This is a genomic window from Pseudomonas cuatrocienegasensis (genome assembly GCF_900110925.1).
In the GTDB taxonomy this organism is placed as follows: domain Bacteria; phylum Pseudomonadota; class Gammaproteobacteria; order Pseudomonadales; family Pseudomonadaceae; genus Aquipseudomonas; species Aquipseudomonas cuatrocienegasensis.
Genome location: NZ_FOFP01000016.1, coordinates 59,795 through 84,477, shown reverse-complemented (window position 1 = coordinate 84,477; position 24,683 = coordinate 59,795). Strand labels below are relative to the sequence as shown.

The following is a 24,683-nucleotide window of genomic DNA, read 5'->3' as shown; positions in this document are numbered from 1 at the left end:
AGCAGACCAATCGCCAGCCATTATGCGAGGCACACAAAAAAGCCTGAGACCGCAGCAGCGATTTCAGGCTTTTCAGACTTCCTAAGGAAGTGTATCTGGTGGGTCGTGTAGGATTCGAACCTACGACCAATTGGTTAAAAGCCAACTGCTCTACCAACTGAGCTAACGACCCGAGGTGGTGCGCATGATACTGATTTAATTCAGAAAATCAACACACTCCAGGAAAAAATATTTCAGCAATAACGGGTCGGGTCCGCTACGCCAGCGGCGGCAAAGCCTGCGGCACGCAAGCGGCAGCTATCACAACGACCGCACCCGCGCCCTTGCGCATCCGCCTGGTAGCAGGAAACGGTCAGGCCGTAATCGACGCCCAGACGGACTCCGGCCTGCACGATATCGGCCTTGCTCATGTGCTGCAGCGGCGCCTGAATCCGGAAGCCCTCACCCTCCACACCCGCCTTGGTCGCCAAATTGGCCAAGCGCTCGAACGCCTCGATAAATTCCGGCCGACAATCCGGATAACCGGAATAATCCACCGCGTTGACACCAATAAAGATGTCGCGCGCACCCAGCACCTCAGCCCAACCCAACGCCAGCGACAGGAACACCGTATTGCGGGCTGGCACATAGGTTACCGGTATGCCTTCGCCGGGCGTTTCCGGAACGGCAATGGCGTTATCGGTCAACGCCGAGCCACCCATGCCATCGAGGTCCAGGCCGATCACCTTGTGCGCGACCACCCCCAACTGCCGGGCCACCTGCTCAGCCGCCTGCAATTCCGCACGATGGCGCTGGCCATAGTCGAAGCTCATGCTGTAACAGGCGTAGCCCTCGGCCTTGGCCATGGCCACCACCGTCGCCGAGTCCAGGCCACCGGAGAGAAGAATTACCGCTTTCTTGTCATTCATCATCAGTGTCCCGGCTCGTCGTTCCAGAGAAGTTTGTGCAATTGCAGCTGCAGCCGCACCGGCAAGTTGTCGGCCACGATCCAGTCGGCCAGGGCACGGGCGCTGACTTGCTGGTGGCTGGGCGAGAACAACACTTCACCTGCGCGCTCCGCGAGGCGGTACTCGATCAGCTTGCTGACAGCCCAGTCGTAGTCCTCACGCGAACAGATGACGAACTTGACCTGGTCGTTGAGCGTCAGCAGCGCGATATTGTCGTAGCGGTTGCGCCCGACCTCGGCCGAACCCGGCGTCTTCAGGTCGAGCACTTTGCTGACCCGGGGATCGACTGCTGACACATCCAGCGCGCCACTGGTCTCCAGCGACACCTCATAGCCGGCATCGCACAGCCGCGTCAGCAAAGCAATGCAACCAGGCTGAGCCAGCGGCTCACCACCGGTGACGCAGACGTAACGCGGCCGATAACCGGCGACGCGCTCGACAATAGTGTCCAGCGGCATAAGCTCGCCGCCACTGAAAGCGTATGCCGTATCGCAATACTGACAACGCAAGGGACAGCCGGTAAGGCGAACAAACACTGTCGGCAAGCCGGCGGTGCGAGTCTCGCCCTGCAGCGAATAAAAAATCTCGGTAATGCGCAGGGTATCAAGCATATGGGCCACGGGCGTGACGGCGAAACAGGCCATCCGCCTCCGTTGCGGGAAAAGGGGCGCGATTGTATACGAAAAATTTTCCGGGAGAAATTTTTAACGTTGCGCAGCCACGTCCCGAAGGGTGGCCGACAAGTATGGCGGGATATAAAAAGCCCGCGACAGGCGCGGGTTTTTATCAACTACAACGTGCTTAAGGCAGACGCTGCAAATCTCGCTGCGCCAATTGCGCGGCCGATGTGCCGGGATACTGGGCAATGACCTGCTGCAGGATACCCTTGGCCTTGTCGGCATTTCCAAGACGCTGCTCGACATCTGCCAGTTTGAACAACGAATCAGGCACTTTGGCATGCTGCGGGTAAGTCTGGCTAACCCGTGCAAAGGCCTGACCCGCGCCCTGCAGATCACCTTTGGCCAGGTTCACTTCACCCAACCAGTACTGGGCATTACCCGCGTAGACACTGTTGGGGTATTTACGCAGAAACGCGCTGAACGCCTGGCTGGCCTTGTCGAAATCCTTTGCCTTGATCAGATCAAAGGCGGCCTCATAGAACAGCTTTTCTTTTGCGGGGTCGGCAGGTTCGCTGCCACCACTCGCCACCTCGCCACTCGGCGATGGTGTACCGCTGGCATCAATCGCGCCCGCGGTGGAATTTTGTGTGGCTGCAGCACCGGCCGCTCCACTGCTCAGACGCTTGTCGAGGTCCTGATAACGCTCCAGGCCTTCCTGCTTCATGCGCTGAATTTCATTCTGCTGCTCTTCGAGCAGACCGCGCAGTTGCGCGATTTCCTGCTGCATCTGCTGCAGCTGGCTGAACAGCATGCCCTGCGCAGAGGCAGGGGCTTGCGCCCCTCCCCCCGCATAGGCACCAGACGTGCCATAACCAGCAGGTGGATAACTACTGCTGCCGTTACCGGCATTGTTATCGACCACGGGAATCTCAGCCATTGCCACCAGGGGCAGGCTGAGCGCCAGAACGGTTATGACACGACGGCACGTTCGCATATCGAATTACTTACGCAGTTCGACGCGACGGTTCTGAGCCCAGGACTGCTCGTCGTTGCCAGTGGCAACCGGACGCTCTTCGCCGTAGGAAACCAGTTCCAGCTGAGCCGGGGAAACGCCCTGCAGTACCAGGTAGCGCTGAACGGCTTTCGCACGACGCTCGCCCAGAGCCATGTTGTACTCACGGGTACCGCGCTCGTCAGCGTGGCCTTCCAGAACGACGCGAGCGCCATTGCCTTTCAGGTCTTTGGCGTGAACGTCCAGAGCGCGCATGGCTTCCGGCTTCAGGTCCGAGCTGTCGTATTCGAAGTAGAAAGTGGTGATAGCGCGCAGAGCAGCTTCTTCGCTCAGGCTGCCATCAACGGCGCCGGTGTTAGCACCGTAGCCAGCGTTCGGATCAACAGCGCCTTCGCCAGCGGTGTCACCGCCTTTGGAGGAACAACCTACAGCCACGGCGAGAGCCAGGCTCAGTGCAGCAAATTTGCCAAATTTCAGCATTTCCATCGTGTAACTCCTAATGAACCCCAGTGTATTAAGTGGTGTAGCGCCGCATCAGTTCAGGAAGGGGGACCAGGAAGGCTCTCGAACTTCGCCTTGAGCGGTAGGAAGAGGGAGCCTTACGCGACCATTTACGGACGCTAACATCAAGACTCCCCGCCCCTGCTGGCGGGTGGCGTAGATTAGCATGGTGCCGTTGGGCGCAACAGTAGGGGACTCATCCAAACTTGTATCGGACAAAATCCGCAAATTGCCGCGCTGCAGGTCCTGGGCCGCAACCTTGAACACGGTGTAGCCATCCTGGCGATGAATCATTACCAGGGTCTTTTCATCGGCAGACAGCTTAGGGTTGGCGTTGTAGTTGCCGACAAAAGTCACTCGCTCAGCCGCACCGCTATTGATGTTCGTCTTGTAGATCTGCGGTTTGCCAGAGCGGTCCGAGGTGAAGTAGATGGTTTGACCATCCTTACCCCAGAACGGTTCGGTATCGATGGAGCCTTGATTGGTCACACGCCGGATCTGACGCGTACCCATGTCCATCACGTAAATTTCCGGGTTGCCATCGCGCGACAGCACGAAAGCCAGGCGATTGCCATCGGGCGACCAGGCTGGCGCGCCGTTCAGGCCTTCGAAGTTGGTGATCTGCTCACGACGACCGGTGTCGATGTGCTGAACAAAGATGCGTGGACGACCTTGCTCGAACGAAACGTAGGCAATCCGACGGCCATCCGGTGCAAACGATGGCGACAGGATCGGCTCGCGCGACTGCAACAAGGTCACCGCACGCGCACCGTCGTAGTCGGAACGCTGCAGGGTGTAGCGCGTGTTGTTGGCCGAGAAACGCTCTGCCGTCACATAAAGCAGACGGGTGGAGAAAGCGCCCTTGACGCCAGTGAGCTTTTCGAACGACTGGTCAGCGATATGGTGCGCCATGTCACGCAGCTGATCGACGCCGCCGCCGACACTGCCGGTCATGACCTGCTGCTCGGTGGCCACGTTGAACAGACCGAACTGCACCTGCAAACGACCGCCGGCCGGCACGATATTGCCCACCAGCACGTACTGCGCGCCCAGCGCTTTCCAGTCGCGGTAGATCACTTCGCTGCCCTGGGTCGGCAAACTGATCATGTTCTGGCGCGGGATCGGCTCGAACACGCCGGAATTGCGCAGGTCCTTGCCAATGATGTCGGACATGTCTTCGGGCAGCACATTGCCGCCCTGCCAGCCGAAGGGCACAACGGCAATTGGCGTGGCACGGTCGGTGCCACTGCTGATCACCAACGGATCAGCCGCCTGTACAGTGCCGACCAACATGGCCAGGCCCAACAGGGCGATACGCATCAGGGTATTCACAGACCTAAATCCTCCGGTTTAAAGACGGCACGACGCTGCCGGTAAAGTCGATCAAAGGTAGCGCGATCGAGTTGCTGCATTTCGGCCACTCGTCCGACGTTGCGCACCGCTTGCACGGCGGAATTGTCGAACGGTGCATCGCCGCTGGAACGGGTTACGCTGGCATTGGTAATGGTGCCATCGGGCAACATCTCGATCATGACCTCAACGCTCATGCCGTTGCGTGCCGAAGGTGGCCGCCGCCATTGTTGGCTAACCAGCATGACGATCAGATCATCCAGGCTGCCAGCGACCTGATCGCCCACTTCGTCGGCCAGGGCCTGCTGGCGGCCCACGTCCTCAGAGAGCAACTCGGCCAGCGCCGCTGCCTTCTTGTCCTCGACAGCCTTGCGCGCCGCATCGGCTGCGGCCTTCTTCTTGGCATCGTCAGCGGCTTTCTTCTTCGCCGCCTCGGCCGCTGCTTTTTTCTTCGCGTCTTCGGCTGCCTTTTTCTTGGCATCCTCAGCCGCTTTTTTCTTGGCCTCTTCCGCGGCTTTCTGCTTGGCGGCATCGTCCGCGGCTTTCTTCTTGGCCACGTCAGCCAGGCGTTTCTGCTCAGCTTCAGCCTTCTTCTGCTCTGCGGTCTCGGCAGCCTTGGCGGCCGCTTCGGCTTTTTGAGCGGCTTCAGCCTGCTTTTGTTCCGCCGCTTTCGCGGCAGCCGCCTGCTCCTGCTCGAGCTTCTTCTGCTCGAGCTGTTCGGTCTCGTAAATCGGCGCCGTGGTCTTCTTGGTTTCCCCGGCGATCTTCTGGTTGGTCTGGGTGGTGGCCTGGCTCTGCGACTTGAGCTGATACAGCGTCGCCTGAACGATTGGCCGCGAAGGCGGCAATTCGGGGGCGAAGGCGAAGCTGACGAACAGCATCGCGAACATCAGCACGTGCAGCGCCACGGCCCAGACGATGGGCCAGAACAGGCTTTCCGAAGGAGACGGTTCGCGCTGGTACTGCATCAGGGCGCCTCGGTGATCAGGCCGACATTACCCACGCCCGCCTGCTGCAATCCACCCATGGCCGACATCACGGTGCCGTAGTCGACCGTCTTATCACCACGCACGAATACCTGCACCTGCTTACCCTGGCTACGGCTCTGGTTGATGATCGCCGTCGCGGCGCGAGTCATTCCTTCGAGATCCATGGCCTGGTCCTGGACGGTATCGGTATCGACCTCGCTGCCCATGTTCCAGTAGTAGGTCTTGTCGGCCTTGATGGAAATGGTCAGGACCTGCGCATCGTTATCCTGCGGCAGGACCTCGCTGCTGACCTGCGGCAGGTCGACCTTGACGCCCTGATTGAGCATGGGCGCCGTCACCATGAAGATGACCAGCAGCACCAACATCACGTCGATGTAGGGCACCACGTTCATCTCGGCGACGGGTTTGCGTCTGTTACGAATTCTGGCCATTACTGGAGAAACCTGTAGTAAAGAATGCCGGAGGCTTATTCGTCGCTGGTGTGCACTTTACGGTGCAGGATCGCCTGGAACTCGTCAGCGAAGGTGTAGTAGCGACCAATCAGCATCTCGCCACGCGAGGCGAAGCGGTTATAGGCGATTACCGCAGGAATCGCGGCGAACAGGCCAATGGCGGTGGCGATCAACGCCTCGGCGATACCCGGCGCTACCGTTGCCAGGGTGGCTTGCTGCACCTGCGCCAGGCCACGGAAAGAGTTCATGATGCCCCACACGGTACCGAACAGGCCGATATAGGGGCTGGTCGAACCCACAGTGGCGAGAAACGGCAGGCTCTGCTCGAGCTTCTCTTCCTCACGGGAGATGGCCACGCGCATCGCACGCGCCACACCGTCCATGACCGCATCCGGATCGACGCCAGGCTGCTGGCGCAGACGCGAGAACTCCTTGAAGCCGGCGCGGAAGATCTGCTCCAGGCCCGAGTCCGGATCAGGATTGCTACCGGCCTGACGATACAGCTTGGACAGGTCGATACCCGACCAGAAGCGCTCCTCGAACGCATCCAGGGCACGCTTGGCCGCACGCAGCAGGCTGATGCGCTGGAAAATCATGACCCAGGACATGACCGACGCGGCCACCAGCGTCAACATCACCAATTGCACCACCAGGCTGGCGTTGCTGATCAAACTCCACATCGACATGTGGTCAACGGCGTTGGCTTCCACGCTTACTCTCCTGCTTTACCAGATGTACCCGCGCCGCCCAGGTCGGCGAAGGCCGAACGCAAGGTTTGGGGAATGGCCCGGGGTTTCAAATTGTCGGCGCCTACACAGGCGACCAAAAACTGCCCTTCACACAGCAGCACATCATCCGCTACCCGCCTGACTTGTTGACGGAAACGCAGGCTGACACGGTTCAACTCGATCACTTCGGCGCTTACCAACAACTCGTCATCCAACCGCGCCGGCGCGTGATAACGCGCTTCACTGGAGTGCACAACGAACAACAGGCCCTCACCGGCCAGCGTCGACTGGGCAAAGCCCAGATCGCGCAGACGCTCGGTGCGAGCCCGCTCCATGAATTTGAGGTAATTGACGTAGTAGACGATGCCGCCGGCATCGGTGTCCTCGTAGTACACACGACAACGATGGACGAACGGCTGAACTCCGTTTTGCGCGCGCATACTCTAGTGCCAGCTCCCGCACTTGCCAATCGGCAATGGTAAGTATTTTTTTCTATTCATCATCCACCGCGAACAGGTCAGCAGTTGGCAAATCGCCCATGCGTTTGGGCACATTCAGGCCGAAGTGCAAATAGGCATGCCGGGTGACCACGCGTCCGCGTGGCGTGCGCATGATGTAGCCCTGCTGAATCAGATAAGGCTCCAGCACATCCTCGATGGTATGGCGCTCCTCACTGATCGCCGCCGCCAGGCTGTCAACACCCACAGGGCCGCCGTCGAACTTCTCGATCATCGTCAGTAACAAGCGCCGGTCCTGGTGATCGAAACCGCGCTCATCGACATCCAGCAGGTTCAGCGCCAGATCGGCGATCTGCTGGGTAATGTGCCCCTTGCCACGCACTTCGGCGAAGTCCCGTACACGGCGCAGCAGCCGGTTGGCGATACGCGGCGTGCCACGGGCACGCCGGGCGATTTCAAAGGCGCCGCGGTCTTCGATGGGCAAGCCAAGAATGCCGGCCGAGCGCCCGACAATGGTGGCCAGGTCATCGATGTTGTAGAACTCCAGACGCTGCACGATACCGAAACGGTCCCGCAGCGGATTGGTCAGCATGCCAGCGCGGGTGGTGGCGCCAACCAGGGTAAAAGGCGGCAGGTCGAGTTTGATCGAACGCGCGGCAGGACCTTCGCCGATCATGATGTCGAGCTGAAAGTCCTCCATCGCCGGGTACAGCACTTCTTCAACAATGGGCGAAAGGCGGTGAATCTCGTCGATAAACAGCACATCGCCGGGTTCAAGATTGGTCAGCAGCGCCGCCAGATCACCTGGCCGTTCGAGCACCGGGCCGGAGGTGCTTTTGATCGACACGCCCATTTCCTGGGCGATGATATTGGCCAGGGTGGTCTTGCCAAGGCCGGGCGGGCCGAAAATCAGAGTGTGGTCCAGCGCTTCGGCACGGCCTTTGGCCGCCTGGATGAACAGCTCCATCTGCTCGCGCACACTGGGCTGACCAATGTACTCGGCCAGCTTCAACGGACGAATGGCGCGGTCGACCTGCTCGTCGCGGTCACGCGGCGCGGCGGTGATCAGGCGGTCGGCTTCGAGCATTTACACCATTCCCTTGAGGGCACGACGAATCATATCTTCACTGCTCAATCCATCTTCTTTGATCGCAGAAACGGCGCGACTGGCCTCCTGCGGCTTGTAGCCCAGGGAGATGAGTGCACTCACCGCATCATTCTCCGCGCTTGAGACTGTGCTCAGGCCGCGAGGTTCAACCACCAGGGTCGCCATCCCCGGCAAGGTTTCCCAGGCCTTGAAGCGATCCTTGAGCTCGACCAGCAGGCGCTCGGCGGTTTTCTTGCCAACACCCGGCACCCTGACCAGCGCCGAGGTGTCCTGGGCCTGCACGCAACGCACCAGCTCATCCACCTCCAACCCGGACATCAAGGCCAGGGCCAGCTTCGGTCCCACGCCATTGAGGCGGATCAGCTCACGGAACAGCTCGCGCTCGCGCTTTTCATAAAAGCCGTACAACAGGTGAGCATCCTCGCGCACCACCAAGTGGGTGTGCAGGGTCACCGGCTCGCCCACGGCAGGCAAACGGTACAGGGTGGTCATGGGCACTTCCAGCTCATAGCCCAGCCCATTCACATCCAGAATCAAATGTGGCGGCTGCTTGTCCGCCAGGGTCCCGCGTAAACGTCCAATCACTCTGCAATCCTTGGAGCCGGTTATAAACGAAGACGCCCGCCGCGCCGCTTGGCTGCGACCAGCCCGTGAGGAATAAGACTTTGCCGATGATGCGCGTGGCACAAGGCAATGGCCAGGGCATCGGATGCGTCGATCTGCGGCTTTTGCACCAGCTTGAGCAAGTGCATGACCATCATCTGCACCTGCTCCTTGCCCGCCCCGCCCGTCCCGGCAATCGCCTGCTTGACCTGGGTCGCGGTGTACTCGGAGATGTCCAGCCCTGCCTCTACACCCGCCACTATCGCCACGCCCCGGGCCTGGCCTAGCTTGAGCGCGGAATCGGGGTTGCGCGCCATAAACACCTGCTCGATGCCCATGGTCACCGGGCCGTAAGTCTGGATCACCTCGCGCACCCCGCGAAACACTGCCTGCAAGCGCTCCGGCATGCTACCGCTGCCGGTGCGAATGCAGCCCGATGCCACGTACTCGCATGTGCGCCCGGTATCACGCACCACGCCATAACCGGTGATGCGCGAGCCCGGGTCGATACCCAGAATCAAGGTCATGCCTGCTCCACTGACGCACTGCGAACTGTTTATTTATCCAGTCGCGGAGTATAGGGCCAGCGCCAGGCAGAGTCACCACACCCCATCAATGAAAAGGCCGGAGCCCCCGACAGCCCACAGACTGCCCAGAGATCCGGCCTCCTCTTGCTGGCAGGAATCAGCCAAGCTGCTCCATGATCGCGTCGGGAATTTCCGCGTTGTGGTAGACGTTCTGCACGTCGTCCAGGTCTTCGAGCATATCGATCAGCTTGATGACTTTCTGCGCGGTCTCCAGATCGTCGATTGGCGCGCTAATGGACGGGATCATGGCAATCTCGGCTTCCTCCGCCTTGAAGCCGGCAGCAACCAGCGCTTCGTTGACCGCATGAAAATCGACAAAACTGGTGGAAACCAGCGCGGCCCCCTCCTCGCCCATTTCCACGTCGTCAGCGCCAGCTTCCAGCGCCGCCTCCATCAGCGCATCCTCATCGGTACCCGCGGCAAAACCGAGCTGGCCCTTGCGGTCGAACATGTAGGCCACCGAGCCATCGGTCCCCAGGTTGCCGCCACACTTGGTAAAGGCATGGCGTACTTCGGCGGCGGTGCGGTTGCGGTTATCGGTCATGGCCTCGACGAAGATCGCCACGCCGCTTGGCGCGTACCCTTCATAGGTCAGCTCGATCATGTTGTCGGCTTCGTCGTTACCCACCCCCCGGGCGATGGCACGGTCGATAACATCACGCGACATATTGGCCGTCAGCGCCTTGTCCACCGCCAGGCGCAAGCGTGGATTGTCTGCCGGGATCGGGCCGCCGTGCTTGGCGGCGACGGTCAGCTCACGAATCAGCTTGGTGAAGATCTTGCCGCGCTTGGCGTCCTGACGCCCCTTGCGGTGCTTGATGTTGGCCCATTTGGAATGACCAGCCATAACTCACTCCGGTTGTTTCACGTTCAGTATCGGGGCGTGAGAGTTCGAGTCTCTCCGGCCGCTATTAAAGAAGAAGCCTGGAAAACCAGGCTTCTTGTGACGCTTTATTCCGCTTTCGGTTGCTCGCGCAGACGAATATGCAGTTCACGCAGCGACTTGTTATCCACCTCACCCGGTGCCTGAGTCATCACGCAGGCGGCGCTCTGGGTTTTCGGGAAGGCAATCACTTCGCGAATCGACTGCGCGCCGGTCATCAGCATCACCAGGCGATCCAGGCCGAAGGCCAAGCCGCCGTGGGGCGGCGCGCCGAACTTGAGAGCGTCGAGGAGGAAGCCGAACTTTTCCTGCTGCTCGTCTTCACTGATACCCAGCACGCGGAATACGGTCTGTTGCATGGCCTTGTCGTGGATACGGATCGAACCGCCACCCAGCTCGGTGCCGTTGAGCACCATGTCGTAGGCACGCGACAGCGCGGCAGACGGATTCGCCGCCAGCTCTTCAGGCGTGCACTTGGGCGCGGTGAACGGGTGGTGCATGGCGGTCAGGCTGCCGTCGTCGTTCTCCTCGAACATCGGGAAGTCGACAACCCACAGCGGTGCCCACTCGCAGGTCAGCAGGCTCAGGTCATGGCCCAGTTTGATGCGCAGTGCGCCCAGGGCTTCGCTGACGATCTTGGCCTTGTCGGCACCGAAGAACACGATGTCGCCATCCACGGCACCGACGCGATCAAGGATCACATTAATGTTATCCAGCGGGATGTTCTTGACGATCGGCGATTGCAGGCCTTCAACACCGGCAGCGCGCTCGTTGACCTTGATATAGGCCAGGCCCTTGGCACCGTAGATGCCGACGAACTTGGTGTAGTCGTCGATCTGCTTGCGCGGCATGCTCGCCCCGCCCGGTACGCGCAGCGCGGTAACACGGCACTTGGGATCGTTGGCCGGGCCGGCGAACACCTTGAAGTCGACGTCCTTGAGCTGGTCAGCCACATCCACCAGCTCCAGCGGGTTACGCAGGTCCGGCTTGTCGGAACCGAAACGACGCATGGCTTCGGCCAGGGTCATATGCGGCAGCTCGCCGAACTCGACGTCCAGAACCTCCTTGAACAGCTGACGGACCATCTTCTCGGTGATGGCCATAATGTCGGCCTCATCCATGAAGCTGGTTTCGATGTCGATCTGGGTGAATTCTGGCTGGCGGTCAGCGCGCAGGTCTTCATCACGGAAGCACTTGGCGATCTGGTAGTAGCGGTCGAAGCCCGCGACCATCAGCAGTTGCTTGAACAGCTGCGGCGATTGCGGCAGGGCGAAGAAGCTGCCGGCGTGGGTACGGCTCGGCACCAGGTAGTCACGTGCGCCTTCCGGGGTAGCGCGGGTGAGGATCGGCGTTTCCACATCAAGGAAGCCGTTGTCATCCAGGTAGCGACGAATGCTGCTGGTGATGCTCGAACGCAGCTTGAGCTTGGCTGCCATTTCCGGACGACGCAGGTCGATAAATCGATAGCGCAGACGGGTTTCTTCGCCGACGTCGGTGTATTCGTTGAGCGGGAACGGCGGGGTTTCCGCTTCGTTGAGCACTTCCAGTTCATAACCCAGCACTTCGATAGCGCCGGAGGCCATATTGGCATTGCCGGCACCGGCCGGACGCAGACGAACCTTGCCGGTGATCTTCACCACATATTCACTGCGCACTTTGTCGGCAGTGACGAAAGTCGCGGCACGGTCCGGGTCGAATACCACCTGCGCCAGACCTTCACGGTCACGAATGTCGAGGAAAATCACCCCGCCATGGTCGCGACGGCGGTGAACCCAACCGCAAAGGGTGACTTCCTGGCCGTCCAGGCTCTCGTTCAGTTGGCCGCAATAGTGGCTGCGCATCATGGTGGTGATCACTTCTCTTGAGTCTTAAACAGTGGGACAGGCGGCCAACACTCGCGAAGGCCTGCCTGGCGACACACGGCGGCGTAAGGCACCTGTCGGGCTTGACCGCTCGTAATGAGGCTAAGTCAGGCAGGCACCTCGACACATGACCGGGACGCGGCGGCAAAGCGGGGGATTATATAGGGTTAAGCCGCCACGTGCAGCCGCCAGCGCGATGATGCCGGGCTGCACCAGCGACCACCTGCCGCACCGACTGGCCCTGAACCTCCAAGCCGGGCGACCTTCTAAGCAAAGACTTTGAATAGGTACGCCACAGGATCGAAACGGCACAGCACTGTGCTAGCATCGGTCCATCAAGGGGCCACTGAAGCCCAGAACCTGACCGAGGAGAAAGGTATGGAAATCAACATCGGAATTGCCGAACAAGACCGCGCTGCGATTGCCGAGGGCCTGTCGCGCCTGCTCGCAGACACCTACACACTTTATTTAAAGACCCACAACTTCCACTGGAACGTGACAGGGCCAATGTTCAACACCCTGCACCTGATGTTCGAGGGTCAGTACACCGAGCTCGCCCTGGCCGTCGACCAGATCGCCGAACGCATCCGCGCCCTTGGCTTCCCGGCACCGGGTACCTACGCCGCCTATGCGCGCCTGTCTTCTATCAAAGAAGAAGAAGGCGTACCCGCTGCTGCCGACATGATCAAACAGCTGGTCCAGGGCCAGGAAGCGGTAACCCGCACCGCGCGTGGTATTTTCCCGCTGCTCGACAAGGTCAGCGATGAGCCAACAGCAGACCTGCTGACACAACGCATGCAGGTCCACGAAAAAACTGCCTGGATGCTGCGCAGCCTGCTCGAAGCCTGACAGTTTGTTTTGCACGAAGCCTCGCACAGGCTTCGTGCTGCTAGGCGCATGCACCAGGCTGATCTATGCTGCCTGATTAAAATCTGCGACAGCGACCCGCATGAGCCAGCCGAACAAAGCGCCTACCCTCCTACACCTCTACACGGAAGACACGCGCGAAGCGGCCAGCCTGCTAAAGAACGCTGTCCCCCTGATGGTGCAACACAATATCCCGCCCAACCCGGTGCACTATGCGCTCTGGTACACCTACAGCAAGGGCAAAGAACCCGACCTCAATAGGCGCCTGGATAGAATCGTTGCCGATTTCGACAGTTTCCCTTCAGAAGCCGCAATCAAGCTGTTTCGCGACTACATCATCCGTGGCGAACTGGAAGAAGCACGCGCAGGTCAACAGCAAGTCATCGAACTGGTCGATGATCTCGAAGGCGACCTCAGCCAGAGCCTGAGCGGCAGCCGTCACTACCAGAGCAGCCTGGATCAGGGCTTAGCCGCACTGCAGGAGCCGATCATCGACGACCTGCCTCATTTGCTCAACGATCTGCAACAAAGCACACAGCAGATGCAGGATCAGCAGGAAAAATTCCTTTATCGCCTGCAGGCAGCGCAAAGCGAGATCCAGCACCTGCGCGGCCAACTGGAACGCGCCCACCTCGCAGCCACACTCGACAGTCTCACCCACGTATTCAACCGCCACGCCTTCACACGCCTTTTGCAGCAAGCACTGAACAGTGATCGCGAAGGCCTGGCCCTGATCATGCTGGACATCGACCATTTCAAACACTTCAACGACCAATATGGCCACCCGCTGGGTGACCGCGTACTGCGGCATGTCGGACAACTACTGCGTGATTTGCTGCCACCCCGGGCCACAGCCGCACGCTATGGCGGTGAAGAATTCTGCGTGATCCTGCGCGATTGCCCCGAGGCAACACAAGCACGCGCCTTCGCCGAGCAGCTGCGGCAAAAGATCCAGGCGTTACGCGTCAAGGTTCGACGCACCGACGAGGTGCTCGACAGCATCACCGCATCCCTGGGCTTTGCCCTTGCCGAGCCGCATGACAGCCTCGAAAGCCTCATCACACGTGCCGATGATGCCCTTTACCAGGCCAAGCGCAATGGCCGCAACCGCACCCAACCCGAAATCTCCGAACCTGTGCTTAGCGCCTGATTTGAGTAGCCACCCGCTTTGCTGTTAAATACGCCGCGTGTCGCAGCTCCGCCCGGAGCCGCGCATAGGCTGTAACCGCACGTTTCTTCATTGCCCATAACCCTCCGGCACCTCTGCGCGGCCAGCTATTCCTCGCGACCCTTGATAACGAGCTCATTTACCATGTTGAAAATCGTCCACCTGTTGACGGGCCTCATCGCCCTTGTGCTGTCTGCTATTCCAACCCTTACTGCGGATCCATCCTCCTACCTGCAGCACCCTGATGCACTGTGTCTGGCGCTATTCGGCCTACTCAACCTGATTCTCGCACCACAACTGCCTATCTGGCACAACGGCCTGCGTCATCACCTGCAAAACCTGGTGTATGCCCTGCTGGTACTGGTGGTTCTGCTACAGGCCCTGATCCTGCTGGCACCTATGCCCACTATCGCCGACCAACCGGCCACGCTGTTCAGCCTGATAATCGCCATTGCGGCGGTACTGCTGCACCTGGGCACCAACCTGCGACTCACTGTACGCCGCAATACCGGCTCAGCCAGCGTGGCAAGCGGCGACCGCGAAACCGGCACCGTGAAGTGGTTCAATACCTCCAAAGGCTTCGGCTTTATCTCCCGCGACTCAGGCGATGACATCTTCGTACACTTTCGTGCCATCCGGGGCGAAGGGCACCGCGTGCTGGTTGAAGGGCAGCGAGTCGAATTCTCGGTCATGCAGCGCGATAAAGGCTTGCAAGCCGAAGACGTAATCGCCGCCCTGCCGTTACGCCGCTGATTCACTGATATAGCAAAGAGCCCGCGAATGCGGGCTCTTTGCTGTCTAGACGCGGTATCTCCAGGATCTGCGCATTGCGAACGAAACGGCGACAACCCTTAGTAATGAGGCGGCGGCGCTTCGTCATCGGCGATATCGAACTGCACGCTCATGGCCTGCAGACGCCTGGCAAGCGCCTCTACCTGCAATTGCAGGCGCTCGATCTGCCGCTGCTGCTGAACCACGATATCGTTCAAGGCCTGCAAGGTATCGTCCTGAAACGCTTGCCGGCTCTCCAGCTCGGTAAGGCGCGACTCGCTCATGCCATGTCCTCGACAAAACCGAAGCTGTCGTCCAGCAGCAGACGCAGACGCGCTCGCAATGCGTCGACCTGCCCGGCCTCGTAAGGCACGGCGGGCAGACGACCCCAGACCGGCGCTGGCCAGGCACTATCAGTCCGATGCCGCACCACGACATGCATATGCAACTGACTGACGACATTGCCAAGGGTCGCGATATTCATCTTGTCGCCACTGAACCCATCCTTGAGCACTTCTGCCAGGCGCGTCGTTTCTGCCCAAAGCGCAGCCTGATCGGCCGCATCAAGCTGAAACAGCTCACTAACAGCCTCCCGGCGCGGCACCAGGATAAACCAGGGGTAACTCGCATCATTCATCAACAGCAGGCGGCACAATGGCAAATCGCCCAACACCAGAGTGTCCTGCTGCAGGCGTGCATCCAACTCGAACATGTCTTTCCCTCAACACACGGCAATGGCCTACAGCATAACGCAGCCAGCCCCACCTCACGACGAAGCAGCAAACGCACCAACAAGAGGCGCACGCCGGATACGCCCCACAACGACGCACCACTTTGTTCCCTCTAGTAATACGACACCGTGCAAAAGCGTTACAGGCGTGCAAGACAGCCTTACCAGGCCCCATGAGTGCGCACGCACAGCACCCACGCCAGAGCCGACGCGACCTTCCTCCCGCGCTAAAATTCCCTTCAGGCGACAAAAAAGAGACAATTCAGGCCGCCAAGATTTTTTTTCGATAAAAACAGCCACTTGTGCACGGCTCTTGCTTTATAGCCTGCAATGCTCGGAAACAGCCGTGCAGTGGTGTGATCAGATCGGCTAAAACCAGCTACCCCCTGAGGTTGGCGCTGCAGGACGCAAGTAGATCTACAAAATTGCGACATGCTTCATCGGCTTTTGCGACACAGCCATGCAGAATGTCCGACGAATAGATTCCAACTATCGCCAACATTGGCTGCGTGCTATAAGTTAGCGCCGACACAAAAAGAAAGAGCTGTCCATATAACAATCAAGTGGATAGCGCAACTCTTCCAAACCCAAGGAGCAATCACGATGCAAGTGATGAAGTGGAGCGTAATCGCCCTGGCAGTAGCCGCGGGCAGTACCCAAATGGCCATGGCCTCGAGCCAGTCCGAGTCCAACGGCCTGATTGAAGATACAAGCTTCGACATCTTCAATCGCGTCCTTTACATGAACCGCGATTTCCGCAACGGTCCAAACTCCGCTAGCACTTCTACTAATCCAGCGGGTTATCGCGAAGAGACCGGCCTGGGCATCCGCTTGCTGCTCGAGTCTGGCTTCACGCAGGGCACAGTCGGCGTGGGTTTTGACGCACACAGCCTGAGCAGCATCAAAATTGACAGCGGCCGTGGCCGCTACGGTAACGGTCTGTTCGGCCAAACTGGCGACGGCCGCGGTGATGACACCCAAACAGAAGTGGGCGGTGCCATCAAATTCCGTGTCTCTGACACCGTATTGAAATATGGCAATCAGATGACTGCCAGCCCGGTATTTGCAACTGACGACAGCCGCATCCTGCCAGAGGTTACAACCGGCACCCTGCTAACCAGCAACGAAATTGAAGGCCTTGAGCTGTCGGCTGGTCGCTTCACCGCAATGAGCAGCCAAGTAGGCAGCTACCGTGACAGCATCAATGGTCGCGACAGTGATACCGGCCTGAAAAATCCTGGCCTGACCTCTGCCAATATCTTTGGTGCAAGCTACAGCTTCACTGATAACTTCAGCGCTGCGGTTCACCACTCTGACGTCGAAGACTACTTCAAGAAGATTTACGTCAACTTGAACTACAATCTGCCGATCACAGATGACCAAGCCCTGAACTTCGATCTGAACGGGTATAAAACTACCGGTGAAGGCGACGAACTCGCAGGCGAAGTCGATAACAAGATCTGGAGCTTGGCGGCCGCTTACAGCGTAGGCGCTCACACCTTCACTGTTGCACATCAGCGCTCAAGCGGCGATGCTGGTTACGTTTATGGCGTTGACGGTGGTGGCACTATCTTCCTGGCCAACTCCGTTCAGTTTTCCGACTTCAATGGTGAAAACGAAAACTCCTGGCAGGCTCGCTACGATATCGACATGGCCACCTTTGGTGTTCCTGGTCTTAGCTTCATGACCCGCTACATTGTTGGCGATAACATCACTACCCGTGATGATGATGGCTTCGTCACTGATGGTGATGCTCAAGAGCGCGAAATCAACCTGGAAGCCAAGTACGTCATCCAGGATGGCGCAGCCAAGGATCTGTCGTTCCGTATCCGTAACGCCTTCTACCGTGCTGACAACTCCTACAGCGGCGATGTTAATGACTTCCGTCTGATCGTCGAGTACCCGCTGAGCGTCCTGTAACTCGGACCCTTGCGGTAGCAATATGAAAAGCCCGGCCTCTGTGCCGGGCTTTTTCTTGCCCGTCTCAGGAGGTCAGCGGCAACGCGTAAGTGCCCGTTACATGGGCGACCAGCTCGTCAGGATTACCCGCTGAATAAAGACCGACCTCACATACGGCCTGGCGCCGACTAAGGCGCAGAATGCGCGCATCGGCCAATAGATCGACGGGCTGCGGTTTGACCAGAAAGTTGATATTCAGGTTGGACGTAACCGCCATCTCGACCCGCCCCAAACGCCCCAGCACCACGGCATACATGGCCGCATCGGCCAGTGCCATCAGCGTCGGCCCCGACAGCGTACCGCCTGGGCGCACCAGTCTGGCATGGAACGGCACACGGGCCAGCACGCCCTGCTCGTCCAGGCGATCAATGCATAAATCAAGGTCCTCAGCCATGGGCAGTCCCGCGCGAATCAGCGCCTGAACGTCCTGCGCGGTCAATGTCGACATCCTCACCTCTCACAGTCGATGATCTCGAAAGCGCTCTGTGCTTTACCATGCGCAGCCAGGGTAGGAGCGAATTTATTCGCGATCATGCCCGTCAGGGCAACCGCTGCAATCGCGAATAAATTCGCGCCTACCCCCATCCTGTACGCCACTGTATAGGCACCGTACAATGCCGGCCTATCAAATGCCCATGCAACGGACAGAACGGCCAAATATGCGTACCAGTCAGTTCCTGCTTTCGACCCTCAAAGAAACCCCCTCCGACGCCGTGGTCATCAGCCACCAGCTGATGCTGCGCGCGGGGATGATCCGCAAACTTGCCTCGGGCCTCTACACCTGGCTGCCACTGGGCCTGCGCGTGCTGCGCAATGTGGAAAAGGTAGTGCGTGAGGAAATGAACGCAGCCGGCGCCCTGGAAGTGCTGATGCCTGGCATCCAGCCCGCCGAACTCTGGCAGGAATCCGGCCGCTGGGAGCAGTACGGCCCGGAACTGCTGCGCATGAAAGACCGTCACGGTCGTGAATTTTGCGCGGGGCCAACCCACGAAGAAGTGATCACCGATCTGGCGCGCAATGAGCTCAACAGCTACAAGCAGCTGCCGATCAACCTGTACCAGATCCAGACCAAGTTCCGCGACGAAATTCGCCCACGCTTTGGCCTGATGCGCGGCCGCGAGTTCATCATGAAGGATGCGTACTCCTTCCATGTGGACCAGGCGTCGCTGCAGGAAACCTACGACCGTATGCACCAGGCCTACTGCAACGTATTTACCCGCCTGGGCCTGAACTTCCGCCCGGTGCAGGCCGATACCGGCTCCATCGGTGGCACCGGCTCCCACGAGTTCCATGTCCTGGCCGACTCGGGTGAAGACGACATCGCCTTCAGCGACACCTCCGACTACGCCGCCAATATCGAAAAGGCCGAAGCCGTACCGCGCGAAATCGAACGCGGTGCTGCCTCCGAAGCCTTGCGCCTGGTCGATACGCCGGATACCAAGACCATCGACGCACTGGTCCAGGCCTTCGGTGTGCCGATCGAGAAGACCATCAAGACCCTGATCGTCCACGGCGCCGAAGCCGGCACCCTGGTAGCACTGATCGTGCGCGGTGACCATGAGCTCAATGAAATCAAGGCCGCCAACCTGGAAGAGGTCGCCAGCCCGCTGGTCTTCGCCAGCGAAGCCGAACTGCGTGCAGCCATTGGTGCCGGTGCCGGTTCGCTCGGCCCGCTGAACCTGCCGCTGCCATGCATCGTCGACCGTTCCGTGGCTTTGATGAGCGACTTCGCCATCGGCGCCAATATCGACGACAAGCACTATTTTGGCGTGAACTGGGAGCGTGACCTGCCCCTGCCAAAAGTGGCGGACCTGCGCAACGTGGTTGCAGGCGACCCGAGCCCGGATGGCCAAGGGACTCTGGAGATCAAGCGCGGCATCGAAGTCGGGCATATCTTCCAGCTCGGCACCAAATACAGCGAAGCCCTCAACTGCCAGGTACTGGGCGAGAACGGCAAGCCGGTCACCCTGACCATGGGTTGCTATGGCATCGGCGTCTCACGCGTGGTTGCGGCCGCCATCGAGCAGAACTTCGATGAGCGCGGCATTCGCTGGAATGACACCCTGGCGCCCTTCCAGATCGCCCTGGTACCGCTGCGCTACGAAACCGAGGCGGTGCGCGAAGCCACCGACACCCTGTATGCGCAGCTCAAGGCAGCCGGTTACGAAGTGCTGCTCGATGACCGTGACAAAAAGACCAGTCCGGGCATCAAATTCGCAGACATGGAACTGATCGGCATCCCCCATCGCATCGTGGTCAGCGACCGCGGCTTGGCAGACGGTAATCTGGAATACAAGAGCCGTCTGGAAACCGAAGCGCAGGTGGTACCGGTAGCCGAGATCTTGTCGTTTATCCAAGCCCGTATCAGCCGCTGATCACTTTTTGCACACGAGCCATCATGTTCAAGCGAAACACCCTACAGCTCGGCGGCGCCTTGTGCGCCGCTCTCTTTCTTGCCGGTTGTGCCAATCACCTGCCACAACGCAGCGAACACGAAGAGCGCATTGAGCGCAAACTGCTCGACCATAGCCTGCAAATCGACGTCGGCGAGCCACGGGTGCTGGAATTGCCACAGCGGCGAGTACGCGTGCATGAGCAGAAGACCTTCGAGGTAACGGCATACGAAGTCACTCGCCGTTATGACCGCTACACGCCCTATCAGCCCTGGCGCGAGCTGTATGAAGTGCCGCTGGGCGCAGTGGCGATCGTCGGTGGTGTGGGTGCCAATGTGCTCAACGTGGTATTGCTCGGCAGCCTACCGGACAGCGTGACCAAAGACTGGATCAGCTACGGCTTCGCTGGCATCAACCCGTTTATGAACGTCGAGTCCAATGGCCGCTCCGAACAGAACCTGGCCACCCTCGATGAGCAACGCCAGGATGCCCGCATGGAATACTCCAGCCTCCCCTGGAGCGAGCGCCCGGTGCTGGTCAAAGCAGGCGAGCAAAGCCATGAACTGCTCACTGATCGTAATGGCATCCTGCGTCTCAACCTGCTCGATGGCCCTTTCTCAGAGCAGGACATCGGCCGTATCGGCACCTTACTGCTGAGCGTGGAAGACCCACAGAGCACGACCCGCGCCGATGCCACCCTGCTGGTCAGCCGCACTTTGCGTGGCAAACTGCAGGAAGCGCACCACCTGATCTACGACGATCTCGAAGACGACGAAGTGCAACAGTGGGTACACCGGGTCAAACGCCTCTCTGACCTGGGCCTGGAAGAAGAAGCCAGTGAACTGGAGCAGAGCCTGATCGAACTGACGCGCAATGACCCGGAGCTTCAGGAAGCTTTCCTCAAGGCTCTGATGCAGGATGCTGGACGCCTGGCCGCAGACCCCGACAAAGACTGAGGCACAACGCCGCCCTAAGTGAATGGCCATGCCCTGCGCCGCGGGTAAGGCATGACGCAACATCCGTAGGAGCGTCGCCCCGGCGCGAGCTTTTGGCTTGGATGGCCACTATCCGCCGCGAGGCGCGGCTCCTACGAGGCGCATCGACGCCGTGTAACACAGCATCGGGACATAGCCGAATGAATGGCGCTGACCTAGGGCCGTCAGCGCCGAATCAAAAATCCTGCAATTCCCTGCAGTGGCTGTACCTCAAGACTCAGCTGGTTGACCTTGGCCTGCTCAGGGCCATGCTCAAGCCAGCTCGCCAGGGCCTGCACAGCCTCATCCGTACCTTCAAACAGCACTTCGACACGGCCATCGCCAAGGTTGCGCACCCAGCCGTCCAGCCCTAACTTATCCGCCTCTCGCGCCGTGGCTTGGCGGAACCCCACGCCCTGCACCACACCTTCAACGAACCCATGCATGCAGCAGTTCATCTCACTGCTCCTCGCGCAGGGCAAGCAGCCGGGCCTTGAGCCCCTCAGCGGTTTGCTCCCCGAGCAGACGCTCACGAAGCTGTCCTTGGTCATCGATGATATAGGTCACCGGCAAGGCCTCATTACGCGGTAACTGATAACGCTCGGCCGGGTCCTGGGCGAGCACGGTGAAAGCGATGCCCATGTCCTGGGCGGCCTTTTCCAGGGTCTCGCCCTGCAGACCGTCGAAGTTCACGCCCAGCACGGTCACAGGGCGCCCATCCAACTCGCTGGCCAGGCTGTTCAATTCGGGAATTTCCACTCGACAGGGGGCACACCATTCGGCCCAGTAATTGATGATCAACCACTGGTCTTCGAGCTGTTCAGCCGTTACCTTTCGTCCATGCTGATCGGGCCCCAGGTCCTCGGCGCACCCGGCCAGCAGCAAGCCGGCACAGATGCCCATCAGGGCTCGAATGACCGTCTGGAGTTGCGTTCCCATGCCTTCGCTCCTCGTCCACCTAGGGTTGATATGACGCTCGATGCCTTGCGCCTGGAAGTCCCGGATATTCTTGACGGCGAGGCCGTGCCCTTGGCCGACCTCAATAATCGCCTGAGTGAGGCGCGCCTGCTGCTGCTCGATCAGGCGCTGCAGGAGGTGCTCGGCCTACTGTTTCGCCTCAACCGCAGCGCCATGACCTTACTCGAAAGGCAGCGGGCGCTGCAAAGCTTCAGCGATGCATACCGTTACCATGCGCGACAACAGCCTGTCAGCGACGCGCCCGCCCCACTCTTCCTGCGCCTGTGCAGCGAGCTGGCAATCGGTTTCAAGCGCCTGCTGCTGCAGATTCTGCAGGGCCGTCAACCATCACGCCCACACCTGGCCTGGTGCCTGTATATGGCTCAGCATTTTCTCGCCCAGTGCCTGCTACGCCATTATCAGCTGTACCAGGAACCGCCACCCAGCCTGTGGCGTGACAGCCACCTGCTGTACTGGCTTGCCGAGCGCCAGGAGTGCCTGGATGAGCCGGTTGCCGCGGCGTTCCAACCCGTACCGGCCAGCACCCAACGGGGGATCTATCAGCAGATGCTGCTGCTAGCCCTGAGCAACCCCTTCCATCTGGCCGATGGCGAATCCCCGATACTCTTTGCGGCCCTGGCACCATTGGCCGAGACAGGCCGCCTGCTGCCCTGGGACGATGACGATGAAAGCGAGGGGCCGCTGGTCGATCTGACCGATGCGCAGCCCTGCCTGGGCTACGGTCAACAGCCTACTGGGCATCCGGACTACCTGCGGCGCTTCGAACTTGGCGCGCTGCTGATCGCTCTGCTCGAGCCTGCCCCCTTGCGTACCGCAGAGGAACGTCAGGTTCTCGACAAGGTGCAGCAGCATTGGCAAGGCCGCCAGCAGCGGCGCCATCCACGCATCGACTACGACATCCCCTGCCACCTGATCAGCGGGCTATCCGCCATCCACGCCCAGTTACTCGAACAGCGCCCCGGCAGAGCTCCCGCGCACATGCTGGATGCCAGCCCCGGGGGCGCAGGCGTGTTATGCGCTGCAGATCAGGCGCCGAGTCTGGCAGTTGGGCAATTGGTGCTGCTGCTTAACGAGCAGTCAGCACCGACCCTGGCCCTGGTGCGCTGGCGACACCTCAATGCCCGCGGCCTGCACCTGGGCCTGCGCTACCTCAAGGGCCTGCCACGGCCAGTCTGGTTACGCCGCGCGCCCAGTGCGCAGACCCATGCGGGCGTGCTGCAGAGTACACCCGAGCCAGGTAATGGCTGGCACCATGGCCTATGGCTGCCCAGCGGCCAGTTTGGCGAAGGAGAAAACCTCTGGCTGCAACTGGCCGGCGTAAACAATCAGGCGACCTTTCCGCTGCCGGCCAGCAACCTGCACACCCCTGAAGTCAGCCGTTATCCATTGCGCCTCACCTGACAGGTCATCCCTGAGCCGGGCGTAGCCAATTATCCAGATCACCGGCAAAACCCTGCGCTTCGGCCTCCTGCACCTGCCCCAGGGCCTCAAGCAACGCCGGGTACCAGGGCTCGTCGAGCGTCGCCGGCAACTGCTCTACCCGCGGCAGTGACCACGGACAGCTGGCCAGCAACTGGCTCACCGAATAACGCTGCAGATCCCGGCACAACACCCAGCTGCCATTACCCGTCGGTGCGACCAGTTGCTGTTGCTCGAGAAACCCCAGCACGGCCTCCCACTCATATTCCGGGATCTGCCAGCCCTGGCGCTGTATGTCACGCAGCCGCACCTTGAGACCACTCTGGTGGCGCGTCTGGAACACCCGCAGGATGCCAAACATCACCAGCACCCGCGGCAGCTCACGCTGCCGCCACTGCCGGGATACGCCCAGGTTGCACACCAGCTCGGCACCGAGCAGGACGATCAACCAGGACAGGTAGATCCACAACAGGAACAGCGGAAAGGTCGCAAAGGCCCCGTAGATCAGCTGGTAGCCCGGAAACAGCCGCACATAGAGGCCAAACAAGGCCTTGGCCACCTCGAACAGCACAGCGGTGAATAACCCGCCCAGCAGCGCATGCTTGAAGCGCACACGGGTGTTGGGCACGGCGGCATAAAGCAAAGTAAAGGCCGCCACGCTGAAGGCCAGCGGCATAAAACCCAGCAGAGTTTTCGCCCCAGCCAGGGCATCGGGGCCGGAAATCAGCGACAGCGAGGCAATATAGGTACTGGTCGCAAAACCCGCGCCCAAAAGAATCGGCCCCAGGCTGAGAATCGCCCAGTACAGCAAAAAACTCGACACCCCACGCCGCGGCTGGCGCACCCGCCAGATGCCGTTAAAGGTCTTCTCGACGGTCACCAGCATCCAGAACGCCGTCACCGCCAGTACCGCGACGCCGATCCAGGTCAGCTGTCGTGCCTGGTTGGTGAAGTTACCCAGGTACTCCTGCACCAACTCACCCGCCGAAGGCACGAAGTTGCGGAAGATAAAGCTCTGGATCTGCTCGCCAGTGCCTTGAAACGCCGGAATCGCCGAGAGCATGGCGAACGTCACGGTCATCATCGGCACCACGGCGAACAGGGTGGTGTAAGTCAGTGCTGCGGCATTGTTCAAACCGTCATCGGCCCAGAACCGCTGTAACAGAAAGCGCCAGAACGCGCCCCACTCCTTTACCCGCTGCTGCATGCCCGCTCCTGTACGACGCGCCCGGACAGCCGAAGCGCGACCAATGGCCACGGCGGTACAGACTCGCCCGCCAGCGCAGGTAGAATACCGCCCACCCGAGGCAAGATGCGACCTGCA

General features: G+C 60.1%; 27 protein-coding genes, 1 tRNA gene and 1 pseudogene. 8 read left to right on the top strand and 21 right to left on the bottom strand.

Annotation, left to right across the window (positions count from 1 at the left end; genetic code table 11):
• Positions 1–96: 96 nt before the first annotated feature.
• The 15 genes from BMW49_RS19370 to aspS all read right to left on the bottom strand — a co-directional run bounded on the left by BMW49_RS19370 (position 97) and on the right by aspS (position 12,082).
• Positions 97–172: transfer RNA gene (locus BMW49_RS19370), tRNA-Lys, on the bottom strand.
• A 61-nt stretch (positions 173–233) separates the two neighbouring features.
• Entirely contained in the window at positions 234–908 is a 675-nt protein-coding gene (gene queC / locus BMW49_RS19365) for a 7-cyano-7-deazaguanine synthase QueC (RefSeq protein ID WP_069518483.1), read from the bottom strand.
• A 2-nt stretch (positions 909–910) separates the two neighbouring features.
• Positions 911–1,558, bottom strand: a complete 648-nt coding sequence (gene queE / locus BMW49_RS19360; RefSeq protein WP_069518653.1) for a 7-carboxy-7-deazaguanine synthase QueE — start codon at positions 1,556–1,558, stop codon at positions 911–913.
• Between the two features lie 190 nt (positions 1,559–1,748).
• Positions 1,749–2,561, bottom strand: a complete 813-nt coding sequence (gene ybgF / locus BMW49_RS19355) for a tol-pal system protein YbgF (RefSeq protein ID WP_069518488.1) — start codon at positions 2,559–2,561, stop codon at positions 1,749–1,751.
• Positions 2,562–2,567: 6 nt separating this feature from the next.
• Positions 2,568–3,065 (bottom strand): peptidoglycan-associated lipoprotein Pal, encoded by a 498-nt coding sequence (gene pal / locus BMW49_RS19350; protein ID WP_042553163.1) that lies wholly within the window; start codon positions 3,063–3,065, stop codon positions 2,568–2,570.
• A gap of 48 nt (positions 3,066–3,113) precedes the next feature.
• Positions 3,114–4,412: a Tol-Pal system beta propeller repeat protein TolB gene (gene tolB, locus BMW49_RS19345; protein ID WP_069518490.1), complete on the bottom strand. Its 1,299-nt coding sequence runs from the start codon at positions 4,410–4,412 to the stop codon at positions 3,114–3,116.
• Complete coding sequence (gene tolA, locus BMW49_RS19340; RefSeq protein ID WP_069518491.1) at positions 4,409–5,398, bottom strand: cell envelope integrity protein TolA; 990 nt, start codon at positions 5,396–5,398, stop codon at positions 4,409–4,411. Before tolA ends, tolB begins: the two co-directional genes overlap by 4 nt.
• Positions 5,398–5,850, bottom strand: a complete 453-nt coding sequence (gene tolR / locus BMW49_RS19335) for a protein TolR (protein ID WP_069518495.1) — start codon at positions 5,848–5,850, stop codon at positions 5,398–5,400. Before tolR ends, tolA begins: the two co-directional genes overlap by 1 nt.
• A 35-nt stretch (positions 5,851–5,885) precedes the next feature.
• Positions 5,886–6,581 carry a protein TolQ gene (gene tolQ / locus BMW49_RS19330; protein WP_069518497.1) on the bottom strand — a complete coding sequence of 232 codons (696 nt, stop codon included), beginning with the start codon at positions 6,579–6,581 and terminating at the stop codon, positions 5,886–5,888.
• 2 nt (positions 6,582–6,583) lie between these two features.
• Positions 6,584–7,039, bottom strand: a complete 456-nt coding sequence (ybgC, locus tag BMW49_RS19325) for a tol-pal system-associated acyl-CoA thioesterase (protein ID WP_069518499.1) — start codon at positions 7,037–7,039, stop codon at positions 6,584–6,586.
• Positions 7,040–7,091: 52 nt separating this feature from the next.
• On the bottom strand, positions 7,092–8,144 hold the full coding sequence (ruvB, locus tag BMW49_RS19320) for a Holliday junction branch migration DNA helicase RuvB (RefSeq protein WP_069518501.1): 1,053 nt from the start codon (positions 8,142–8,144) through the stop codon (positions 7,092–7,094).
• Entirely contained in the window at positions 8,145–8,750 is a 606-nt protein-coding gene (gene ruvA / locus BMW49_RS19315; RefSeq protein WP_069518503.1) for a Holliday junction branch migration protein RuvA, read from the bottom strand.
• 20 nt (positions 8,751–8,770) lie between these two features.
• The gene (gene ruvC / locus BMW49_RS19310) at positions 8,771–9,295 is read right to left on the bottom strand and encodes a crossover junction endodeoxyribonuclease RuvC (RefSeq protein WP_069518504.1); all 525 of its coding nucleotides are present in this window, start codon (positions 9,293–9,295) and stop codon (positions 8,771–8,773) included.
• 157 nt (positions 9,296–9,452) lie between these two features.
• Complete coding sequence (locus BMW49_RS19305; RefSeq protein ID WP_069518505.1) at positions 9,453–10,202, bottom strand: YebC/PmpR family DNA-binding transcriptional regulator; 750 nt, start codon at positions 10,200–10,202, stop codon at positions 9,453–9,455.
• A 104-nt stretch (positions 10,203–10,306) separates the two neighbouring features.
• Positions 10,307–12,082 (bottom strand): aspartate--tRNA ligase, encoded by a 1,776-nt coding sequence (aspS, locus tag BMW49_RS19300; protein ID WP_069518655.1) that lies wholly within the window; start codon positions 12,080–12,082, stop codon positions 10,307–10,309.
• A gap of 396 nt (positions 12,083–12,478) precedes the next feature.
• On the opposite strand from aspS, the gene BMW49_RS19295 reads away from it, so the two are divergent.
• The 4 genes and pseudogenes from BMW49_RS19295 to BMW49_RS25200 all read left to right on the top strand — a co-directional run bounded on the left by BMW49_RS19295 (position 12,479) and on the right by BMW49_RS25200 (position 14,888).
• A complete protein-coding gene (locus tag BMW49_RS19295) occupies positions 12,479–12,949 on the top strand; it encodes a Dps family protein (RefSeq protein ID WP_069518507.1) in 471 nt (156 codons plus the stop codon).
• Between the two features lie 100 nt (positions 12,950–13,049).
• Positions 13,050–14,117: a diguanylate cyclase domain-containing protein gene (locus tag BMW49_RS19290; protein ID WP_069518509.1), complete on the top strand. Its 1,068-nt coding sequence runs from the start codon at positions 13,050–13,052 to the stop codon at positions 14,115–14,117.
• A gap of 162 nt (positions 14,118–14,279) precedes the next feature.
• Positions 14,280–14,600 (top strand): annotated as a pseudogene (locus BMW49_RS25365) (cold shock domain-containing protein membrane protein); the annotation flags it as partial.
• 57 nt (positions 14,601–14,657) lie between these two features.
• Entirely contained in the window at positions 14,658–14,888 is a 231-nt protein-coding gene (locus BMW49_RS25200) for a cold-shock protein (RefSeq protein ID WP_244168378.1), read from the top strand.
• 98 nt (positions 14,889–14,986) lie between these two features.
• Here BMW49_RS25200 and BMW49_RS19280 read toward each other — a convergent pair whose 3' ends face one another.
• Both BMW49_RS19280 and BMW49_RS19275 read right to left on the bottom strand, forming a co-directional pair.
• The gene (locus tag BMW49_RS19280) at positions 14,987–15,190 is read right to left on the bottom strand and encodes a SlyX family protein (protein ID WP_069518513.1); all 204 of its coding nucleotides are present in this window, start codon (positions 15,188–15,190) and stop codon (positions 14,987–14,989) included.
• Positions 15,187–15,618: an HIT family protein gene (locus tag BMW49_RS19275; protein WP_069518515.1), complete on the bottom strand. Its 432-nt coding sequence runs from the start codon at positions 15,616–15,618 to the stop codon at positions 15,187–15,189. Before BMW49_RS19275 ends, BMW49_RS19280 begins: the two co-directional genes overlap by 4 nt.
• Before the next feature lie 621 nt (positions 15,619–16,239).
• On the opposite strand from BMW49_RS19275, the gene BMW49_RS19270 reads away from it, so the two are divergent.
• On the top strand, positions 16,240–17,556 hold the full coding sequence (locus tag BMW49_RS19270) for an OprD family porin (RefSeq protein WP_069518517.1): 1,317 nt from the start codon (positions 16,240–16,242) through the stop codon (positions 17,554–17,556).
• A 64-nt stretch (positions 17,557–17,620) separates the two neighbouring features.
• Here BMW49_RS19270 and BMW49_RS19265 read toward each other — a convergent pair whose 3' ends face one another.
• On the bottom strand, positions 17,621–18,034 hold the full coding sequence (locus tag BMW49_RS19265; RefSeq protein ID WP_090391054.1) for a PaaI family thioesterase: 414 nt from the start codon (positions 18,032–18,034) through the stop codon (positions 17,621–17,623).
• Positions 18,035–18,254: 220 nt separating this feature from the next.
• Here BMW49_RS19265 and BMW49_RS19255 point away from each other — a divergent pair, with 220 nt between their 5' ends.
• Complete coding sequence (locus tag BMW49_RS19255) at positions 18,255–19,970, top strand: proline--tRNA ligase (protein ID WP_069518523.1); 1,716 nt, start codon at positions 18,255–18,257, stop codon at positions 19,968–19,970.
• A gap of 23 nt (positions 19,971–19,993) precedes the next feature.
• Positions 19,994–20,944, top strand: a complete 951-nt coding sequence (locus BMW49_RS19250; protein WP_069518525.1) for a hypothetical protein — start codon at positions 19,994–19,996, stop codon at positions 20,942–20,944.
• A 203-nt stretch (positions 20,945–21,147) separates the two neighbouring features.
• On the opposite strand, the gene BMW49_RS19245 is transcribed toward BMW49_RS19250, so the two are convergent.
• Positions 21,148–21,420 (bottom strand): acylphosphatase, encoded by a 273-nt coding sequence (locus tag BMW49_RS19245; protein WP_069518527.1) that lies wholly within the window; start codon positions 21,418–21,420, stop codon positions 21,148–21,150.
• Position 21,421: 1 nt separating this feature from the next.
• Positions 21,422–21,901, bottom strand: a complete 480-nt coding sequence (locus tag BMW49_RS19240; protein WP_069518529.1) for a TlpA disulfide reductase family protein — start codon at positions 21,899–21,901, stop codon at positions 21,422–21,424.
• A 30-nt stretch (positions 21,902–21,931) separates the two neighbouring features.
• On the opposite strand from BMW49_RS19240, the gene BMW49_RS19235 reads away from it, so the two are divergent.
• Positions 21,932–23,341 carry a PilZ domain-containing protein gene (locus BMW49_RS19235; RefSeq protein WP_069518531.1) on the top strand — a complete coding sequence of 470 codons (1,410 nt, stop codon included), beginning with the start codon at positions 21,932–21,934 and terminating at the stop codon, positions 23,339–23,341.
• A gap of 4 nt (positions 23,342–23,345) precedes the next feature.
• Here the strand turns inward: BMW49_RS19235 and BMW49_RS19230 are convergent, their stop codons facing one another.
• Positions 23,346–24,566, bottom strand: a complete 1,221-nt coding sequence (locus BMW49_RS19230) for a virulence factor BrkB family protein (RefSeq protein WP_069518533.1) — start codon at positions 24,564–24,566, stop codon at positions 23,346–23,348.
• Positions 24,567–24,683 lie beyond the last annotated feature (117 nt).

What these genes read in the sequence shown, in the direction of transcription:
- BMW49_RS19280 (WP_069518513.1), bottom strand. Translation starts at nt 15,190, where the DNA reads ATGAGCGAGTCGCGCCTTACCGAGCTGGAGAGCCGGCAAGCGTTTCAG.
- BMW49_RS19290 (WP_069518509.1), top strand. Translation starts at nt 13,050, where the DNA reads ATGAGCCAGCCGAACAAAGCGCCTACCCTCCTACACCTCTACACGGAA.
- BMW49_RS19305 (WP_069518505.1), bottom strand. Translation starts at nt 10,202, where the DNA reads ATGGCTGGTCATTCCAAATGGGCCAACATCAAGCACCGCAAGGGGCGT.
- ybgC (WP_069518499.1), bottom strand. Translation starts at nt 7,039, where the DNA reads ATGCGCGCGCAAAACGGAGTTCAGCCGTTCGTCCATCGTTGTCGTGTG.
- BMW49_RS19250 (WP_069518525.1), top strand. Translation starts at nt 19,994, where the DNA reads ATGTTCAAGCGAAACACCCTACAGCTCGGCGGCGCCTTGTGCGCCGCT.
- BMW49_RS19240 (WP_069518529.1), bottom strand. Translation starts at nt 21,901, where the DNA reads ATGGGAACGCAACTCCAGACGGTCATTCGAGCCCTGATGGGCATCTGT.
- pal (WP_042553163.1), bottom strand. Translation starts at nt 3,065, where the DNA reads ATGGAAATGCTGAAATTTGGCAAATTTGCTGCACTGAGCCTGGCTCTC.
- queC (WP_069518483.1), bottom strand. Translation starts at nt 908, where the DNA reads ATGAATGACAAGAAAGCGGTAATTCTTCTCTCCGGTGGCCTGGACTCG.
- BMW49_RS19230 (WP_069518533.1), bottom strand. Translation starts at nt 24,566, where the DNA reads ATGCAGCAGCGGGTAAAGGAGTGGGGCGCGTTCTGGCGCTTTCTGTTA.
- BMW49_RS19270 (WP_069518517.1), top strand. Translation starts at nt 16,240, where the DNA reads ATGCAAGTGATGAAGTGGAGCGTAATCGCCCTGGCAGTAGCCGCGGGC.
- BMW49_RS19295 (WP_069518507.1), top strand. Translation starts at nt 12,479, where the DNA reads ATGGAAATCAACATCGGAATTGCCGAACAAGACCGCGCTGCGATTGCC.
- tolR (WP_069518495.1), bottom strand. Translation starts at nt 5,850, where the DNA reads ATGGCCAGAATTCGTAACAGACGCAAACCCGTCGCCGAGATGAACGTG.
- BMW49_RS19255 (WP_069518523.1), top strand. Translation starts at nt 18,255, where the DNA reads ATGCGTACCAGTCAGTTCCTGCTTTCGACCCTCAAAGAAACCCCCTCC.
- ruvB (WP_069518501.1), bottom strand. Translation starts at nt 8,144, where the DNA reads ATGCTCGAAGCCGACCGCCTGATCACCGCCGCGCCGCGTGACCGCGAC.
- aspS (WP_069518655.1), bottom strand. Translation starts at nt 12,082, where the DNA reads ATGATGCGCAGCCACTATTGCGGCCAACTGAACGAGAGCCTGGACGGC.
- tolA (WP_069518491.1), bottom strand. Translation starts at nt 5,398, where the DNA reads ATGCAGTACCAGCGCGAACCGTCTCCTTCGGAAAGCCTGTTCTGGCCC.
- BMW49_RS19235 (WP_069518531.1), top strand. Translation starts at nt 21,932, where the DNA reads ATGACGCTCGATGCCTTGCGCCTGGAAGTCCCGGATATTCTTGACGGC.
- BMW49_RS19275 (WP_069518515.1), bottom strand. Translation starts at nt 15,618, where the DNA reads ATGTTCGAGTTGGATGCACGCCTGCAGCAGGACACTCTGGTGTTGGGC.
- ybgF (WP_069518488.1), bottom strand. Translation starts at nt 2,561, where the DNA reads ATGCGAACGTGCCGTCGTGTCATAACCGTTCTGGCGCTCAGCCTGCCC.
- queE (WP_069518653.1), bottom strand. Translation starts at nt 1,558, where the DNA reads ATGCTTGATACCCTGCGCATTACCGAGATTTTTTATTCGCTGCAGGGC.
- ruvC (WP_069518504.1), bottom strand. Translation starts at nt 9,295, where the DNA reads ATGACCTTGATTCTGGGTATCGACCCGGGCTCGCGCATCACCGGTTAT.
- BMW49_RS19245 (WP_069518527.1), bottom strand. Translation starts at nt 21,420, where the DNA reads ATGAACTGCTGCATGCATGGGTTCGTTGAAGGTGTGGTGCAGGGCGTG.